The sequence below is a fragment of the Pseudomonas segetis genome, from assembly GCF_900188155.1.
Classification (GTDB): Bacteria; Pseudomonadota; Gammaproteobacteria; order Pseudomonadales; family Pseudomonadaceae; genus Aquipseudomonas; species Aquipseudomonas segetis.
The window spans coordinates 67,926-85,010 of the sequence record NZ_FZOG01000004.1 but is presented as its reverse complement, the minus strand read 5'-3'; the positions used below and the strand labels follow the sequence as shown (position 1 = coordinate 85,010).

Genomic DNA, 17,085 nt, shown 5'->3' with positions numbered 1-17,085 from the left:
GCACACCATGAATTCTGATGTAATCAAAGGTAAGTGGAAGCAGCTCAATGGCCGCATCAAAGAGCGTTGGGGCAACCTGACAGATGATGATCTTGATGTAGCTGAAGGTCACAGCGAATACCTCGCAGGGAAGCTGCAAGAGCGTTATGGCTGGACCAAGGAAAAAGCTCAGCAAGAATTGCGTGACTTCAGCGACAAGCTGTAAGTCAGGCTAGCGACAAAGGCCCAGGGTTGAATGCCCTGGGCCTTTGTCGTTTCAGCTCGGCTGGTTATTCAGATGCTGGCGATAGATATGCACTTGCATTGTTTGTTCGGCATCGGGGTAGACACGATTAAGAAACTGCGAGACTTCGGCCAGTGCCTTGAGGTCCTGGTGGCGACCCAGTTGTTTTGCCAGTTGCAGGGTCATCGCCGGCAGCATGGGTGGGCGTTGCTTGGCTTGACTAAGCAGGCGCCAGGGGCCAAGAGCACAAGGGCCTTGATCCACACGAAGAAGCCGCTGCAATATATGCAGTTGCACGCTTGGATGCCTGAGCAAGCGCTGTTGCGTGCCACTGCTATCAGCCACCATCCGCTTGAAGAGTGCCAGGCTCTGCGCTGAGTCAGGCAGTTTGAAAGCCTGCTTCAGTACGGCGCTGAGCAAGGTTTTATCCTGGCGGGTGAGAGCCAGTGCGTACAGCTTTTCGAGCAATTGGGGGCGGTTAGGATACTGCTCGACAAGTGTCAGGCCCCGGGTGCTGGCGCGTTCCAGTTCAAAGTCGGCAATGAGCTTGTCGAGGCTGCCCAGCTCACGTTTGAACTGTGCGTCTGGATCGGTTTTATTCAGGTAGTCTTGATCAACCCTGAGTTTACCGCCCATCTGGCTCAGGTAGATGGCCAGAAAGCCCGCGCCCAGCCCGCCCAGGTGTGCGTAGTAGTTGGTGTTGTCGTTGGCCATGAGCAAGCCATAGAGTTCCTTGCCCATCCACACCGGTAGAATCCACAGTGCGGGCGCTCGGAAATAGCCAAACAATGGCCCCAGCCAGTAGAAAAAGTTGATCCTGCGCAGGCCGTAGATTGCCAGGTACATGCCCATCAAGCCTGAAATCGCTCCGGAGGCGCCAACACCGGTGACCCACGCCGGGTCCATGATCCACCAGAGCAGGTGGGAGGCGACGCCGCAAGTCAGGTAAAGGCCAAGATAGAGCCAGCGACCAAGGGCGATCTCCAGGGCAAAGCCGAAGATAAACAGAAACAGCATATTGCCCGCGAGGTGAGAAAAACTGCTGTGCAGGAACATGGCGCCGAACAGGCCTTCAAGGCTAAAGCGCGCTGGAATAAAGCCGAAACGCATGCTGCTGATTTGGTCGCGCAGTTGCTCGACCTTGCTGCGTTGAGCTTGCCAGTTGCTGTCGGCCAGATAGTCAGGGTTGTGGTGAATAGCGTTTTCAAACTGAAGGTCGTAGAGCACCATGCGCGCCATCTGGCTGCGGCGTACGCGTTCGAGTTGTGTGGTTTCGCTGGCGCTCAGTTCATGCCGGGCACTGAAAGATTCAACAAAAAGTGGACGCTCACGGCTCAGCAAGCCTGCTTGCAGGTAGCTGTCGACCGCCTTGGCTTCGCGAGCGCTGTCGCCCCCTTGGTAGCCGAAGTAAATCAGCACATTAAGGGCGATAAGCAGCAAGGTCATGACCGGAGGTTTTTTCCAGTCCAGCGGGTGCTCAGCGGGGAGTATTAGCATCAGCAATCGATCCGTGATGGCATTTTGGCTTGGAGCCTAGCACCCGCTGTTTATGCTGTCAGTTACCGCGTTTACTGGTGATGCGTTTTAAGCGGTTGCCCTCAAAACGAATAAAATGATACATGCCGCTGCGCGGCCCGTAAGCCCACTCCTCAATGGCCACCTCATTGGTATAGCCGAATGAGTCGACGATTTGTTTATAGCCGAGAAAGTCGCGGCTGACAGGTTCGCCGCACTTGGCGGAGACTTCGCTGGTCGTGTCGTCAGTGGTGACCAGAGCGCTGCCGCAACGCAGGCTGTCGGCCAAGACCAGGTTGCTGCAACTGAGTAACACCGAGGCTGCCAGAAATCGCTTCACATCTATTCCTTGTCCAGAAATTGGGCGCAGTTCTATTGGCGCTTGCGCTCAATACGCAGCAGGCGGCTGCCCTCGAATGTGAGGATGCTGTTTACGCCGTTGTTGGGGCCATAGACCCATTCCTCGATTTTCATCTCGCGGCGCTCATAAGGGCCCAGGGTGTAGCCGACTACATCCCGAAAGGCCGGGGCTCCGCATTTGCTCTCGACCTCGAATGCGCGGTCCCCGGTGCTGATCAATTGGCTGCCGCAACGCATGGTGTCGTCGGCATGGACGACACCCGCGCTGAGCGCAAGCGCCAACAGAATCAGGCTTTGCATCAACTTTCCAGTCATTCGCTACCCAGTTGCAGTGGTGTGGCTACACGGCCGTCTGCTTCGGCACTGCCCAAGCTAACGTCCAGCAGATAGATACGCTCATCACTCAGGCCGTTCTGGGCCAGGTAATCCTTGATGCTAGCCGCGCGTTCTTGCGCCAGTTTGCGCAGCAACAATTCGCTGGTGCTCCATTGCGCGAGAACTGCGTCGCTGAGCATCTTGGTGCGCTGTTCGTCATCCAGTTCAGCCCACTGCGCGGGGGGCTGCTTTTTCAGGCGAGCCCGGTAAATGCCTTCGAGCATGGGGCCTTTGATGTCATCTGGCACCTCAAGCTCGTCGGGATCGGCAGGCACGGTATCACCGCGGCGCTGGAGCATTTTGTAGTAAGTCGATTGATATTCTCTTTGCAGCCGCTGTTCGGCCAGCAGAGGGCCGTCAGCGGTTTGCGCGCTCATGCCTTCCACTTCCAGGCGCAAGGCAGGGCGTTCGCCGAGGGCCTTGATCAGGGTGTCGAGGGAGCTTTTCGCGGACTTGTCGAGCTTGCTGCTGCCTGCGGCAAACTGCACATTGCTCAGGTCGACGTCACTGCCGCCGGCAACCAGGCCGCCAATGAACTTGAAGGGCGCAGTTGCCGCGCGAACCACCAGGTTGCGCAGGGTCTGCCAGACGATGGGCATCACACTGAACTGCGGGTTATTGAGATCGCCCTGAACCGGTAGTGCCAGGGATATCTTGCCATCGCTGTCTTTGAGCAGTGCCACCGCCAGTTTGATCGGCAGGTCCACGGCGCTTGGGCTGTCTACTTTTTCACCCAGTTGCAGTTGCTCTACGACCACGCTGTTTTCGGCATTGAGCTTGCCGTTATTGATCTTGTAATGCAGGTCCAGGTTGAGCCGGCCTTTGCGAATGCGATAACCGGCAAACTTGCCGGAGTAGGGCGTAAGCGTGGTGAGCTCGACGCGCTTGAACTGGGTCGCGATATCGAGGCTGGCCAGCGGATCAAAAGGATTCAGGCTGCCTTTGATGCTAACGGGGGCGTATTTGTCGACTTTACCGGCAATATTGATTTTTGCAGGTTTGGGCGCCCGGCTATCGATGGTGCCAATCTGGCCGTTGAGTTGCTGGATAGCTGTGGCGAAGTTGGGTGTCAGGCTGAAGTCGGCAAAGTTGGCCGAGCCATCGGCAATATTGATTGCGCCAATATGGATACCCAGCGGTTTGCCTGCCGGTTCGGCTTTGGCATTGGGATCAGCAGGTTGTGGGATCACCAGTTCACCGACGTTGGTGGTCAGGTCCTCGTTGATCAAAAAGCGCGCATAAGGGTTGTCCAGGCTGACTTTGTCGATGCTCAGGCTGTCGCCGTGCTGATAATTAACACCGGTAAGATCAAGGGTTTTCCAGCGCACAAAGTCGCGCTGCTTGATGGTGTCGAGGGTGTGCAGCTGGGTCACTTGGGCGTTACCGGTAACGCTCAGTTGCAATGGGTCGGTGCTGGTCAGCGCAACATTCAACTGGCTGCCAAGCATGCCGCTGCGCAGTTCCAGGCGCACAAATGGGTCCATGTAGGCTTGCGCCACGCGCAGGTCGATATTGTTGGTGGTGACGTTCAGGTTGGCGGTGGTTGGCGTCAGCTGAACCTTACCTTCTGCCTGGAGCTTGCCTTGCTTGCCTATGCCGGTGTCGAGCTTGATATCGAACGGCGTGGTGCCCTGGCTGTTGAAGTTCTTGATGTCCAGATTGAGCGGGCCAAGCTCGAGGGCCAGGTCTTTTTCAGGCACTTTGTCGGCCAGATGCACCTGATAGTCGCGTAGCTGCACATCCTTGAGCAGCACGATCCAGGGCTTGCCTGCTTCGGGCTGGGTGTCAGCCTTTGCAGCGGGCTTGGTTTGCGGGGTGGAAGCAAGCTGTTCACCTTGGCTGGCTTTGTCTGTGGTGGCAGGCGTGTTGGCGGATTTCGCTGCATCCTTGTCTGCCGGGGCGGGTTCGCTGCTTGGCGCAACTTCGGCCACGGACTGTGCGGTTTCTGCCTTGCTCGCCGCCGTGTCAGTTGGTTCGGCGGTTGGCGCAGCTGCTGGTTTTTCCGGGGTTTTCTTCAGCGCAGGCTGGCTGGCAAAGAGTTTTTGCCAATCGAGCTCGCCATCGGCTTCGCGGCTGGCCCAGGTTTCAAGTTTCTGGCTACGAATCTTGCCGACTACAACTTCCTGCTTTGCCAGGTCGAGGGTTGTATCGCTGACTTCAAGGTTTTCAAGGTTAACCAGTGGACGGCCGTCTGGCGCCTTGATGGCGAAGGGTGAGACTTTCAGCTTGATCTTGTCCAGGCGCAGCTCCGTACTTTTGGACAGGTCGAGGCTGTAGTCGCTCGACAGGCTGAGCACGCCTTTTTCAAGATCAAGCGGCACGGCATCGCGCACATAGGGCCAGAAGCCTTGCATCTGAGCATCGGTGACCTTGATGCTGCCGGTTGATGTGATCGGCACCAGGCTGACTTTTCCGGTCCAGTCGATACGCCCGCCGTGCGGGCCAGTGGCCGCGAGGGTCATCGCGGCGTTGTCATCGGGCAGGGTGCTTAGGTTGTTCAGCTCAAGGTTTAGCGCATCGTATACGAAATTGATCGGCTCGCTGGGGCGCAGATCCTGGAAGTGCAGGTAGCCGTCAACCAGCTTGATCCTGTCGATACGCACTGGAAAGGGTTCGCTGGGCGGCTCTTGAACTTCAGGCTGTTGGCTTTCCGGCAGCTTGAACAATTGGGTCAGGTTCAGCCCGCCTTGCTTGTCGAAAAGAATTTCGCTGTGGGCTTTGTCCAGTTCAATGTCAGCCAGGTGCAGGGCTTTGGTCCAGGCACTGTCGGTCTCGACATTGGCATACAGGCGCTCGAAGGCAATGTGCTTGGTTTCTCCGGCGCCAATGCTCATGCCCCAGAGCTTCAGTTCCAGACTGAAGGGGTTGAACTGCATGCGTTCGAGCTTGGCCGGTTGGGTGGCGTACTGTGCCAGCTGTTGATTGATCACGCGCAGGCCGACGCCCGGAATGATCAAAAAACCCAGCAAGGCATACAGGCCGATGCCAAAGATAAGGGTGCCAGCGGTGTATTTCAGTCCTTTGTACATAGCTAAGCGTCATCTGTCCCGTCAAGAAATGCTTATGAGTATGGCACGCCTGAATGGGTTCAATGAAATCGGTGCGTCTTTTCGCCCGCACCGGCCGATGGCTTAAAACTGCAGGATCAGGGTTTTCAGGGGCGGCTGGCCGTCAGTCGATGGAAAGTCCGCTGCAGGGCTGATTACTTGGCAGTCACGCACGGGGCGCCCCAGTTTGTTTGCGCAACGCAGCACTTGCTCGCGCCAGTCGCTAATCGCCACCTTGGCCAGATTGTTACAGCAGATCAGAACGCCATTGTCGGCAGTGGCCAGGATCGCAGGCTTGAGCAGGCTTTGGTAATCGCGCAGCAGGTCGACCGTGCCGAACGCACTTTTGGCCCACGCGGGAGGATCAAGCAAGACCAGGTCGAATTGTTGTGGGGCGAGTCGCGGATAACTTGGCAGTTTTTGTCCACGGCGCTGGGCAATAGGCAAGCCTGCGAGCTGGCGGATAGCCGGGAAATAATCCGATTGAATAAACTGCATGGGCAGCAACTGCGGGTTGAGCGCACCATTTTCACGGCCAACGGCCAGGTTGCCTTCGGCGAAGTCCAGGTTGGTAACGCTTTTAGCCCCGCCAGCGGCTGCAGCCAAGCCAACGCCACAGGTGTAGGCGAAGAGGTTGAGCACGCTTTTACTTGCGCTGTGTTGCTTGACCCAGCCGCGCGTGTTGCGCAGGTCGAGAAACAGCAGCGGGTCCTGCCCGGCGTGGCGTCCGCGCACCCGGTAGTTAAGCCCCCATTCGTGACCGATCAGATCTTCGAGTGCTGCGTCTTGGGCCTTATATACCGGGTCCTGGCGGTCGATCCGCGAATTACCCTTCGAGCGGTCGTTGTAGACCAGCAGTAGCGGCTGGTCGAGAAACTCATTGCACGTATCCGCGAGCTGCAGGAGTTCTTCTGTCGCCAGACTCTGATGAAAGCTCTGAACCAACAGTTGCGGGCCGTAGCGGTCTATTGTCAAGCCACCGGCGCCTTCCTGGCTGCCGTGGAACAGGCGATAACAGTCGGTGCCCTGGCTGTGCAGCTGTTCGATCAAGGGTTGGCGGGTTGCCAGTGCGGCGCGCAGCGCCAATGTGAGAGCGGACATGCGCGACGACTCAAGAAGGGAAGTAGGCTAGTTTATCAATAAAAATGCCGGTGCTGAGCAACAGCACCGGCATTTAGGCGAAGGGTGTTACTTAATCGCGTTCAATGGCAAGGGCAACACCCTGGCCGCCACCAATGCAGAGGGTGGCCAGGCCTTTTTTGGCATCACGCTTGATCATTTCGTGCAGCAAGGTCACCAACACCCGGCAGCCGGATGCACCAATCGGATGGCCGAGGGCAATGGCGCCACCGTTAACGTTGACCTTCTGTGCATCCCAGCCCAACTCCTTGTTAACCGAGAGGGCTTGCGCGGCAAAGGCCTCGTTGGCTTCGACAAGGTCGAGGTCTTCAATTGCCCAGTTGGCTTTCTCCAGGCAGCGACGGGTGGCCGAAACCGGGCCTATGCCCATGATCGCCGGGTCTACACCCGCATTGGCATAGCTGGCGATACGTGCCAGCACAGGCAAGCCCAGTGCCTTGGCTTTGTCAGCACTCATCAACATGACCGCTGCCGCGCCATCGTTGAGGCTCGAGGCATTGCCTGCTGTTACCGTGCCGTCCTTTTTGAACGCGGGCTTGAGTTTGCCCAGTGATTCGGCAGTCACTCCGTCACGCGGGCCTTCATCCTTGGCGAAGGCAATTGGATCGCCCTTGCGCTGGGGGATCATGATCGGAGTGATTTCAGCCTCAAAGCGTCCGGCTTCGGCGGCCGCCACTGCTTTTTGTTGCGACGCGGCAGCGAACGCATCTTGCTGCTCGCGGCTGATGTCATATTTCTCGACCAGGTTTTCGGCGGTGATACCCATGTGGTAGTCGTTGAACGCATCCCAAAGACCGTCGGTAATCATGCTGTCGATAATCTTTGCGTGGCCCATGCGCAAGCCAGTGCGAGCGCCCGGCATGACGTACGGCGCCAGGCTCATGTTTTCCATGCCGCCGGCAATGATCACCTCGGCATCACCGCAGCGAATCGCCTGGGCACTCAGATGCAGGGCCTTGAGGCCAGAGCCGCAGACCTTGTTCAGGGTCAGCGCCGGTACTGCATTTGGCAGCCCGGCAAGGATCGCGGCCTGGCGGGCGGGGTTTTGCCCCGAGGCTGCGGTCAGCACTTGGCCGAGGATGACTTCATCGACTTCTGCGGCGGGCAGTCCGGTTTGCTCGATCAGGCGACGGATCACTGCTGCGCCCAGTTCTGGCGCTGGAATGCCCGACAGCGCACCTTGAAAGCTACCAATGGCTGTACGTGTGGCGGCGACAATTACGACTTCTTGCATGGTTCTGTCCTCATTTCCAAAGGGTGAACAAGGCGAGGCTTGTTCACCGTAATTTCGGATTTACGCATGTGCCGTAGTGGGCGCTGGTGCGTGGATGGGCCCTATGTTGGCACATCGCCTGGAAGTGCGACCAGCCTTGAGCTTAGTTGGCAATGCCCAGGCGGCGGCGCGCGCGATGTATCGAACCGTTGCGTACAGCCCAGCGCAGCAGAGGCGCAAGGCGGTGGATGCCCAGACGAATCAGGCGGCTTCGTCGCTTGCTGACTGACTGTCCCAGCATGTCCTGGGCCCAGCCCGGCAGCAGGTCAATGCCGCCTTGCATAAAGAGCTTTGCGGCAAATCCCGCGAGCACGCTTGGCGCGGGGGCATTGAGCAGGATTCGCAGAATTTCCAGTGAGCGCTCATCGCACAGTAACTGCGGTCGTATGTCTTCGAGGTACTGGGTAATTGCTGCACGTGAACGCGGAACCTCGGTTGCGCCCAGCCGTTCGGCAATCAGTGCCACTTCGGCGTAGTAGCGGTCTTGGTCCGCGCCGGATAAATACGGGTTGCGGTAGCGCAGGTGCGACTGCAGAAAACTGTGCACTTCGGCCACGTGAACCCAGGTCAGAAGCTGCGGGTCGCTGGCCGCGTAAGGGCGTCCGTCGGGGGCAACACCTGTGACGTGCAAGTGAATGGTCTTGACCTTTTCGATCAACCAGTCGGCATCGGCCTTGGCGCCGAAGGTGGTGCCGGATATGAACTGGCCGGTACGTCGCAAGCGGCCAAGCAAGTCTTCACGAAAGTTCGAATGATCCCACACCCCAGCCAGGGCCAATGGATGCAGCGCCTGCAATAACAGGGCACTGATACCGCCGACCAGCATGCTGGTGAAGTCGCCATGCACCTGCCAGCTGATCGATTCGGGGCCAAATAGGCCGGGGTCGCCCTTGGGATTCTCAAAGTCGATTTGCCCCAGCGCTATGCCGCTGAGCCCTAGAACCTGAGTTTCGATTTTTCGGCGAATATATTCCATGGCGCAAGTGTGCGGTTTATCCGCCAGGGCTACAAGATAGACGGCAATATGGCGCTTGGCCCCCTTAAAACCTGGCAATGGGTTTCAACGGGGCGCGCGCCTGACCTTTAGCGATTGAGGCGCTTGTCGATTAGATCGTCGACTACCGATGGGTCCGCCAGGGTTGAGGTGTCGCCCAATGTGTCGAGCTCATTGCAGGCAATTTTGCGCAGGATGCGGCGCATGATTTTGCCTGAACGGGTTTTCGGCAAGCCGGGCGCCCACTGCATTAACTCCGGCTTGGCAAAACTACCAATTTCCTTGCTGACCAGCGCCAGTAGTTCCTGTTGCAGGGCGTCGCTGACTTCCACCCCATTCATTGGCGTGACGAAGGCATAGATGCCCTGGCCCTTGAGGTCATGCGGGTAGCCGACAACTGCGGCTTCTGCGACCGCGTCATGCAGCACCAGCGCGCTTTCGACTTCTGCGGTACCAATGCGGTGGCCGGAGACATTGATGACGTCATCGACCCGTCCGGTGATCCAGTAGTAACCATCTTCATCACGGCGTGCACCGTCGCCGCTGAAGTAATAGCCGGGGTAGGCCGAGAAATAGGTATCAATCATGCGCTGGTGGTCGCCGTAGATACTGCGGATCTGGCTTGGCCAACTGGCTTTTATCGCCAGGACACCCGAGCCGGCGCCGTCGATTTCCTTGCCCTGCTCATCAAGCAGCACCGGTTGCACGCCAAAGAATGGGCGAGTGGCTGAACCGGGCTTCAGGTCAGTGGCACCTGGCAGTGGGGTTATCATGATGGCGCCTGTCTCGGTCTGCCACCAGGTGTCCACCACCGGGCAACGCCTGTCCCCGACCACATTGAAATACCACTCCCAGGCTTCCGGGTTGATCGGCTCGCCGACGCTGCCCAGCAACCTTAGACTGCTGCGCGAAGTGCTTTTGACCAAGTCGTTACCTTCACGCATTAGCGCGCGCAGGGCCGTTGGTGCGGTGTAGAAGATATTGACCTGATGCTTGTCGATCACCTGCCAGAAACGCGAGGCATCAGGGTAATTGGGCACGCCTTCGAATATCAGGCTGGTTGCGGCATTGGCCAGTGGGCCATACACGATATAACTGTGGCCCGTGACCCAGCCGACATCGGCTGTGCACCAGTAGACATCGTCCGGATGGTAGTCGAACACATATTTGTGGGTCATTGCGGCCTGCAGCAAGTAGCCGCCGGTGGTGTGCAATACGCCTTTGGGCTTGCCCGTACTGCCGGAGGTATAGAGGATGAATAACGGATCCTCGGCATCCATCGGCTCTGGCGGGCAGTCGGCGCTCGCGTCGTGCATGGCTTCGTGATACCAGATGTCACGACCTTTAACCCATTGCACGTCCCCTTCGGTGCGCTGGGCAACGATCACGGTGGAGACGTTCGGGCAGCTTTGCAGTGCTTTGTCGACATTGGCCTTGAGCGGCACGTACTTTCCGCCGCGTACCCCTTCATCGGCGGTGATCACGGTGCGGCAGTCTGCGTCGAGAATCCGGTCACGCAGGGCATCGGGGCTGAAACCACCGAACACCACCGAGTGCACGGCGCCAATGCGTGTGCAGGCCAGCATGGCGTAGGCGGCTTCCGGGATCATTGGCATATAGATACAGACCCGATCACCTTTTTCCACGCCACGGCTTTTCAGCACGTTGGCCAGGCGGCATACGTTGTGGTGCAGCTTGGAGTAGGTGATGTTGGCCGACTCTGCCGGGTTGTCACCCTCCCAGATCAGCGCAATTTGCTCGCCATGCTCGGCAAGGTGACGATCAATACAGTTGAAGCTGACGTTGAGCTTACCGCCCTTGAACCAGCTCGCATGGCCCTTGCGCATGTCGACCTTGCGCACGCTTTGCCAGGGCTCGAACCAGTCGAGGAATGCCTTGGCCTGTTCGGCCCAGAAGGTTTCAGGCTGCTCGATCGATTGCTGGTACAGGCGCAAGTAGTCGTCGTTATTGATGTGCGCGCGCTGGCGAACATCATCGGCAACCGGGTGGCGAGTGACTTCAAACATGGCGGGCTCCTTATTTTTTTATCCGCGATTGTTTTAGGTTAGCACCCCATGAGCAGTGATTGTCGATAGGTATGGCGCTCAAGGCCAGGCGGTAACCTCTGCATACAATCTTTGTGCGGATAAGCAAAACCCCGGCAATTGCCGGGGTCTATGGGGAGCTGCAAGACGCATTTAGCCGCGATGCCTGGCGCGGAAGAAGTCGATCAAGCCTTGGGTCGAGGCGTCTTCTGCGCCATTCTGCTCGGTGCCCGTCAGGCGCGAATAAACCCCCTTGCCCAGTTCCTTGCCCAGTTCCACACCCCACTGATCGAAGGCGTTGATGCCCCAGATAACGCTTTGGGTGAAGACTTTGTGTTCATACAAGGCAACCAGCGCGCCGAGGCGACGTGGGCTGATACGCTCCAGCACCAAGGTGTTGCTGGGGCGGTTGCCGGGAATCACCTTGTGCGGCGCCAGTTCGGCGATCTTAGCCTCATCCATGCCCTGGTTACGCAGCTCGGCCTGGGCTTCGCTAAAGCTCTTGCCGAGCATCAGTGCCTGGCTTTGCGACAGGCAGTTGGCGTACAGCCATTGGTGATGGTCGGCCACGGGGTTATAGCTGACCACTGGCACGATGAAGTCTGCCGGAATCAGTAGGGTGCCCTGATGCAATAGTTGGTGATAGGCATGCTGGCCATTACAGCCGACGCCGCCCCAGATCACCGGGCCTGTCGCACAGTTCACCGGGTTGCCATCTTGCATCACCGACTTGCCGTTGGACTCCATGTCGAGCTGCTGCAAGTGCTTGGTGATGTTGCGCAAATAGTGGTCGTACGGCAGGATCGCCTGGCTCTGGGCACCCCAGAAGTTGCCATACCAGACACCGAGCAACGCCATGAGAACCGGCATGTTCTGTTCAAACGGCGCAGTCTGGAAGTGCCGGTCCATGCTGTAGGCACCGGAGAGTAATTCCTTGAAGTTGGACATGCCGATGGTCATCGCAATCGGCAAGCCAATCGCCGACCACAGCGAGTAACGACCGCCTACCCAATCCCACATCGGGAAGATGTTTTCTTCGCGAATGCCAAAGGCCACGGCGGCCGTGGTGTTGCTCGACACCGCAATGAAGTGGCGGTAGAGCTCCGCCTCGCTGCCGCCTTGGGCCAGGTACCAGGCCCGCGCCGCTTGCGCGTTCTTCAGGGTTTCCAGGGTGCTGAACGATTTTGACGAGACGATAAACAGTGTGGTTTCGGCGCGCAGCTTGGCTGCAAGGTCGTGAAATGAGCTGCCGTCGATATTGGCCAGGTAGTGACAGCGTACGCCGCGCTGGGCAAAGGGCAGCAAGGCTTCGGAGACCAGTTGCGGGCCGAGGAAGGAGCCACCGATGCCGATGTTGACCACGTCGGTGATTGGCTTGTCGGTGTAACCGCGCCACAGGCCGTCATGCACGCTGCCAACCAAAGCGGTCATCTTGTTGAGTACCTGTTGGACCTGAGGCATGACATCGACGCCCTCGACCAGCACCTTGTCGCCGATAGGGCGGCGCAGGGCGGTATGCAGGGCGGGACGGCCTTCGGAGGCATTGAGGTGTTCGCCGCGGAACATGGCATCGATGGCGGCTTGCAGGTCAACATCGCGTGCCAGCTTGACCAGCAGGTCGCGGGTTTCAGTGGTCATCAGGTTCTTCGAATAGTCGAGGAACAGGCCACAACCGCTCAGGCTGAAAGTCGAGAAACGCTGGGGGTCGTTGGCGAATGCTTCGCGCATGCTGAAGTTCTGCAAGCTGGTTCGATGTGCCTGGAGCGCTTGCCAAATGGGCTGGGCAGTAACATCGAGAGGCTGCTGGTAATACGGCATTGGCGCGGGCTTCCTTTTATGGAGAATTGTAGGTTTGTCCAGGGTTGCGGTCACAGGTTCATTGCATCCTGCGTTGACCCCAGCCAACTGCAAGTTGCTACGTTACTGCTAGAACGGGCCTTGTTACCAGCCGCACAAGCAGCTTTTAGCTTAGCCGCTTATCCTGGCAACTTGTCTAGAGACCCGCCACTGATGCAGGGGTAGGCTCATCCATGAGCGGGATGCTTATGCGGGCGTGTCGAGATCGACCAACAGGTTGTCGATCAGTCGGGTATTACCGATAAAGGCTGCAACCAGAATAACCAGATGACGGTCTTCTGCGGTGACCGGGCGCAAAGTATTGGCCTCACGCACTTCAAGGTAGTCCGGGCGAAAGCCAGCCGCTGTGTGCTGGCTTTGTGCATGAGTGATCAGCTTTTCAAGGTCGCGCTCGCCGGCTTTGAGTGCCGCGGCCATCTCCTGCAACGAGCGGTACAGAACGGTTGCGGCCTTGCGTTGCTCGTCACTCAGGTAACCGTTGCGAGACGACAGCGCCAAACCGTCGGCCGAGCGGACCGTCGGTTCGCCAATAATCTGGATTGGCATGTTCAGGTCGTTGACCAGGGTGCGGATGACGGCCAGTTGCTGGAAGTCCTTTTGGCCGAAGATCGCCAGGTCAGGCTGGACCATGTTGAACAGCTTGCTGACCACAGTCGCCACGCCGTCGAAGTGGCCAGGGCGACTGGCGCCGCACAGGCCTTCGGAAACACCGAGGACGCTGACCCGGGTTTGTTCGTTCATGCCTTGTGGGTACATCTCTTCAACGCTAGGGGTGAAGAGCAGGTTGCAACCGGCCTTGATCAGTTTTTCTTGATCGGCAGCCAAGGTGCGCGGGTATTTGTCGAGGTCTTCATTGGCCCCGAATTGCAGCGGGTTTACAAATATGCTCGCCACCACGAAGTCGCTGCGTTGAGCGGCTTTCTCGACCAGTGCCACGTGCCCTGCATGGAGGTTGCCCATGGTCGGGACCAGGCTGATGTGTTTACCTTCGGCACGGGCGGCCGCAACAGCAGCGCGTAATTCGCGAACGGTTTTAACCGTGTTCATGCAGAGAATCCATGTTCGGCAGCTGGGAAGCTTTGGTCTTTGACGGCCCTGACGTAGGCAGTCAGGGCACCCTGGATGCTATTTTGTCCGACCATGAAGTTCTTCACGAATTTGGGCGCACGGCCAGTGAGTGACAGGCCCAGCATGTCATGGACCACCAGTACCTGGCCGTCTGTGCCGCCACCGGCGCCGATACCTATCACTGGAATATTGACCGCCTGGGTGATTTCAGTCGCCAGTTCGCTCGGCACACACTCGAGAAGCAGCATGGCCGCTCCAGCTTGTTCGAGGGCCATGGCGTCGGCGCGCATTTGTCGGGCCTGGGCCTCCTGGCGGCCTTGTACCTTGTAGCCACCCAACACATTTACAGCCTGGGGTGTGAGGCCCAGGTGCGCGCACACCGGGATGCCACGTTCGGCCAGCAGGCGGATGGGTTCAGCCAGCCAGAGCGCACCTTCGAGCTTGACCATGTGCGCACCGGCCTGCATCAGGCTTGCGGCGTTGCTCATGGTTTGTTCAGTGGTCGCGTAGGCCATGAATGGCAAGTCAGCAACGATAAGCGCGCCCTGGTTGCCGCGTTTGACAGAGGCCACGTGATAAGCCATTTCAGCTGTGGTTACGGGCAGTGTGCTGTCGTGGCCTTGTAGGACCATGCCCAGCGAATCGCCAACCAGTATCACATCCACACCAGCCTGGCTGGCCGCATGGGCGAAGGTGGCATCGTAACTGGTCAGCATGGCGATCTTTTCGCCGCTTTGCTTGAGGCTTTGCAGAGTAGTCAGGGTGATATCAGGCATTTAGATTGTCCTCACTCAGGCATTATCAAGCAGATAGCTGCTCTAATTTGGCCTGCATTGGCCTCGGTTTGCACCGGTGCTGGGCAACGGGACGCCTATAGTCCTGATGACGAAGCCCTAAGTCAATTGCAGGTGTTACCCGCTTGTTACCGAGGTTGTATTGCGATGTCGGTCTCGATGGCTTGCCGGGCCCGTAAACACTGCCTCCAAGCTGCGATTTTGCTCGCTATCAAGAGGTGTTACTTCGGTGACGACTGGCCTGTGCCTGGCAGGCGTTCAAGGCCTTCGAATGGGCACTGGGCAAGCAAGGTGGATAAGGATCGACCATCCGGCAATTGCAGCTCAGGGGCAAGCTCGGCGAGCGGATACAGGACAAAGGCTCGCGCATGCATATGATAGTGCGGCACGGTCAGGCGGGGTTCGTTGAGCCTTTGCTGGCCGAACAACAGGATGTCCAGGTCGAGTGTTCGAGGCCCCCAGCGCTGATCTTTGCGTTCACGACCCTGTTCGAGCTCTATGGCCTGCAAGGCGTCCAGTAGCTGCAGCGGACTCAGTTGAGTGTCGAGCGCTGCCACTGCATTGAGGTAGCGTGGCTGATCTGCTGGGCCCAGCGGGTCGCTGGCGTAGAAGCTCGATTGTGCGACCAGCTGCGTTTGCTCAATCCTGGCGAGCGCCGCCAACGCTACATTGAGTTGCTGTTGCGGCGTTGCCAGGTTGCTGCCCAGGCCAATATAGACGCGTGTCATTAGTCGTTAGTCGTTGCTTTGGGCGGGACTGTTGTCGGCCGCCGGGTTGCGTTTGCGGCGATTGTTGGTCCGGCGACGCTTGCGCGGTGCGCCTGCGCTGTCATCTTTGGCGCTGAGGTCGCGAATCATGTTGCGGCGCTCGCTGTCACTGGCGTCCTGGTAGAGAGTCCACCAATCGCCGAGGCCATTGGTTTGTTCGCCAGCACTTTCACGCAGTAACAGGAAGTCATAACCGGCACGGAAGCGAGGGTTGTCCAGCAGTGCATCGGCGCGTTTTCCGCTGCGGCGCGGCAAACGTTCCTGCATGTCCCATATTTCACGGATAGGCATGGTAAAGCGCTTGGGAATAGCGATGCGCTGGCATTGCTCGGCAATCAATTCGTGCGCGGCTTCCTGCATGGCCGGGATCGGCGGCATACCGCGTTCCTGCAAGCGAAGAACCCGGGCGGGCAGTGCAGGCCAGAGCAGCGCGGCAAAGATGAACGCCGGGGTTACGGTCTTGCCCTGCTTGATGCGCTGGTCGGTGTTGACCAAGGCATTGTGGATCAGGTCGTCGGTGTACTCCGGGTTTTGCTTGAGTGCGGCAGCTGAGGCAGGGAACAGTTGGCCAAACAGGCCGTAGTCGACCAGCAGTTCGTAGGTGTAGACCGCATAGCCTGCGAGAAACAGTTTGAGCACTTCATCAAACAGGCGGGCAGAAGGAATTTCATTCAACAGCGGCGCCAGCTTGTAGATTGGCGCAGCGCTGTGTTTCTCAATGTCAAAGTCGAGCTTTGCCGCGAAGCGAATCGCCCGCAGCATGCGCACGGGGTCTTCCTGATAGCGTTGGGTCGGGTCGCCGATCAGGCGTACCAGGTTGTTGCGGATATCGTGGGCACCGTTGGCGTAGTCAAGAATGCGCTCGTTGGATGGATCGTAGTACAGCGCATTGATGGTGAAGTCGCGGCGTTGGGCATCGTCTTCCAGATTGCCGTATACGTTGTCGCGCAGGATCCGACCGTTCTCGTTGCGTGAAGACAGGTTGCTGTTTTCTTCTTCATCACCCTGTGGGTGGTTGGCGCGAAAGGTCGCAACTTCGATGATCTCGCGACCAAAATGCACATGCACCAGTTTGAAGCGGCGCCCGATAACCCGGGCATTACGAAATTCGGCGCGTACCTGTTCAGGCGTGGCACTGGTCGAGACGTCGAAGTCTTTCGGTTCGACATCGAGCAGCAGGTCACGGACACAGCCGCCGACCAGGAATGCCTGATAGCCAGCGTTTTGTAGGCGCTCGACGACACTTATGGCGTAGCGACTGATTTGCCCGCGCTGGATAGGGTGTTGGTTGCTATTGAGCACAACAGGAGTGCTGTGCGCATGCTTTGCATTGCGTACAGGAGGGCGTAACGACTTGAACAGCTTTTTCAGCATGGGATGCACTGTATAGCGAAATGGCCGGCCAGAATTAATGTTGACCGCAGGATTGGCGCGGATTCTAGCATTATGCGGGGATATGGTGTAGGAGGGAGGTGAATCATTGTCGAAATGCGTAAAGCACTGAGGGAGCCGAAGCTCCCTCTTAAATGGTTACGTGCTTTATTGTTATTATTATTTCGGGCTTGTTGTTTTTGTTCAATTGCCCGTTCCTTTTGGCCTGAGGCCTTAGGAAAATCTCCCAAGTCGG

Annotated in this window: 14 protein-coding genes; 1 reads left to right on the top strand and 13 read right to left on the bottom strand. The window is 58.1% G+C overall.

All coding sequences use genetic code 11. The features are described 5' to 3' along the window. Positions 1-7: 7 nt before the first annotated feature. On the top strand, positions 8-205 hold the full coding sequence (locus tag CHB79_RS14280; protein ID WP_010487568.1) for a CsbD family protein: 198 nt from the start codon (positions 8-10) through the stop codon (positions 203-205). Between the two features lie 51 nt (positions 206-256). Here CHB79_RS14280 and CHB79_RS14275 read toward each other — a convergent pair whose 3' ends face one another. The 13 genes from CHB79_RS14275 to CHB79_RS14215 form a co-directional block, all read right to left on the bottom strand. Continuing rightward, positions 257-1,720 (bottom strand): rhomboid family intramembrane serine protease, encoded by a 1,464-nt coding sequence (locus CHB79_RS14275; RefSeq protein WP_176443192.1) that lies wholly within the window; start codon positions 1,718-1,720, stop codon positions 257-259. A gap of 58 nt (positions 1,721-1,778) precedes the next feature. After that, positions 1,779-2,078 (bottom strand): DUF2845 domain-containing protein, encoded by a 300-nt coding sequence (locus CHB79_RS14270; protein WP_010487572.1) that lies wholly within the window; start codon positions 2,076-2,078, stop codon positions 1,779-1,781. A 32-nt stretch (positions 2,079-2,110) separates the two neighbouring features. After that, the gene (locus CHB79_RS14265) at positions 2,111-2,398 is read right to left on the bottom strand and encodes a DUF2845 domain-containing protein (RefSeq protein ID WP_010487574.1); all 288 of its coding nucleotides are present in this window, start codon (positions 2,396-2,398) and stop codon (positions 2,111-2,113) included. Between the two features lie 11 nt (positions 2,399-2,409). After that, positions 2,410-5,502 (bottom strand): DUF748 domain-containing protein, encoded by a 3,093-nt coding sequence (locus tag CHB79_RS14260; protein ID WP_089360420.1) that lies wholly within the window; start codon positions 5,500-5,502, stop codon positions 2,410-2,412. Between the two features lie 102 nt (positions 5,503-5,604). Beyond that, positions 5,605-6,621, bottom strand: coding sequence for a class I SAM-dependent rRNA methyltransferase (locus tag CHB79_RS14255; protein WP_089360419.1), 1,017 nt, complete (start codon positions 6,619-6,621; stop codon positions 5,605-5,607). A 91-nt stretch (positions 6,622-6,712) separates the two neighbouring features. Continuing rightward, entirely contained in the window at positions 6,713-7,894 is a 1,182-nt protein-coding gene (locus CHB79_RS14250; protein ID WP_089360418.1) for an acetyl-CoA C-acetyltransferase, read from the bottom strand. Between the two features lie 142 nt (positions 7,895-8,036). Continuing rightward, a complete protein-coding gene (locus CHB79_RS14245; protein ID WP_089360417.1) occupies positions 8,037-8,909 on the bottom strand; it encodes an oxygenase MpaB family protein in 873 nt (290 codons plus the stop codon). A gap of 107 nt (positions 8,910-9,016) precedes the next feature. Beyond that, a complete protein-coding gene (acs, locus tag CHB79_RS14240) occupies positions 9,017-10,954 on the bottom strand; it encodes an acetate--CoA ligase (RefSeq protein ID WP_089360416.1) in 1,938 nt (645 codons plus the stop codon). A gap of 171 nt (positions 10,955-11,125) precedes the next feature. Next, positions 11,126-12,790, bottom strand: a complete 1,665-nt coding sequence (gene pgi, locus CHB79_RS14235; RefSeq protein WP_089360415.1) for a glucose-6-phosphate isomerase — start codon at positions 12,788-12,790, stop codon at positions 11,126-11,128. 225 nt (positions 12,791-13,015) lie between these two features. Next, the gene (panC, locus tag CHB79_RS14230; RefSeq protein ID WP_089360414.1) at positions 13,016-13,876 is read right to left on the bottom strand and encodes a pantoate--beta-alanine ligase; all 861 of its coding nucleotides are present in this window, start codon (positions 13,874-13,876) and stop codon (positions 13,016-13,018) included. After that, the gene (gene panB, locus CHB79_RS14225; RefSeq protein ID WP_010487590.1) at positions 13,873-14,673 is read right to left on the bottom strand and encodes a 3-methyl-2-oxobutanoate hydroxymethyltransferase; all 801 of its coding nucleotides are present in this window, start codon (positions 14,671-14,673) and stop codon (positions 13,873-13,875) included. The genes panC and panB overlap by 4 nt, the downstream gene beginning before the upstream one ends. A gap of 239 nt (positions 14,674-14,912) precedes the next feature. Further along, positions 14,913-15,419, bottom strand: a complete 507-nt coding sequence (folK, locus tag CHB79_RS14220; protein ID WP_089360413.1) for a 2-amino-4-hydroxy-6-hydroxymethyldihydropteridine diphosphokinase — start codon at positions 15,417-15,419, stop codon at positions 14,913-14,915. Positions 15,420-15,425: 6 nt separating this feature from the next. Continuing rightward, positions 15,426-16,832, bottom strand: coding sequence for a polynucleotide adenylyltransferase PcnB (locus tag CHB79_RS14215; protein WP_010487594.1), 1,407 nt, complete (start codon positions 16,830-16,832; stop codon positions 15,426-15,428). Between the last annotated feature and the right edge of the window lie 253 nt (positions 16,833-17,085).

What these genes read in the sequence shown, in the direction of transcription:
- CHB79_RS14245 (WP_089360417.1), bottom strand. Translation starts at nt 8,909, where the DNA reads ATGGAATATATTCGCCGAAAAATCGAAACTCAGGTTCTAGGGCTCAGC.
- CHB79_RS14275 (WP_176443192.1), bottom strand. Translation starts at nt 1,720, where the DNA reads ATGCTAATACTCCCCGCTGAGCACCCGCTGGACTGGAAAAAACCTCCG.
- CHB79_RS14260 (WP_089360420.1), bottom strand. Translation starts at nt 5,502, where the DNA reads ATGTACAAAGGACTGAAATACACCGCTGGCACCCTTATCTTTGGCATC.
- CHB79_RS14280 (WP_010487568.1), top strand. Translation starts at nt 8, where the DNA reads ATGAATTCTGATGTAATCAAAGGTAAGTGGAAGCAGCTCAATGGCCGC.
- CHB79_RS14255 (WP_089360419.1), bottom strand. Translation starts at nt 6,621, where the DNA reads ATGTCCGCTCTCACATTGGCGCTGCGCGCCGCACTGGCAACCCGCCAA.
- panB (WP_010487590.1), bottom strand. Translation starts at nt 14,673, where the DNA reads ATGCCTGATATCACCCTGACTACTCTGCAAAGCCTCAAGCAAAGCGGC.
- CHB79_RS14250 (WP_089360418.1), bottom strand. Translation starts at nt 7,894, where the DNA reads ATGCAAGAAGTCGTAATTGTCGCCGCCACACGTACAGCCATTGGTAGC.
- CHB79_RS14265 (WP_010487574.1), bottom strand. Translation starts at nt 2,398, where the DNA reads ATGCAAAGCCTGATTCTGTTGGCGCTTGCGCTCAGCGCGGGTGTCGTC.
- acs (WP_089360416.1), bottom strand. Translation starts at nt 10,954, where the DNA reads ATGTTTGAAGTCACTCGCCACCCGGTTGCCGATGATGTTCGCCAGCGC.
- folK (WP_089360413.1), bottom strand. Translation starts at nt 15,419, where the DNA reads ATGACACGCGTCTATATTGGCCTGGGCAGCAACCTGGCAACGCCGCAA.
- panC (WP_089360414.1), bottom strand. Translation starts at nt 13,876, where the DNA reads ATGAACACGGTTAAAACCGTTCGCGAATTACGCGCTGCTGTTGCGGCC.
- pgi (WP_089360415.1), bottom strand. Translation starts at nt 12,790, where the DNA reads ATGCCGTATTACCAGCAGCCTCTCGATGTTACTGCCCAGCCCATTTGG.
- CHB79_RS14215 (WP_010487594.1), bottom strand. Translation starts at nt 16,832, where the DNA reads ATGCTGAAAAAGCTGTTCAAGTCGTTACGCCCTCCTGTACGCAATGCA.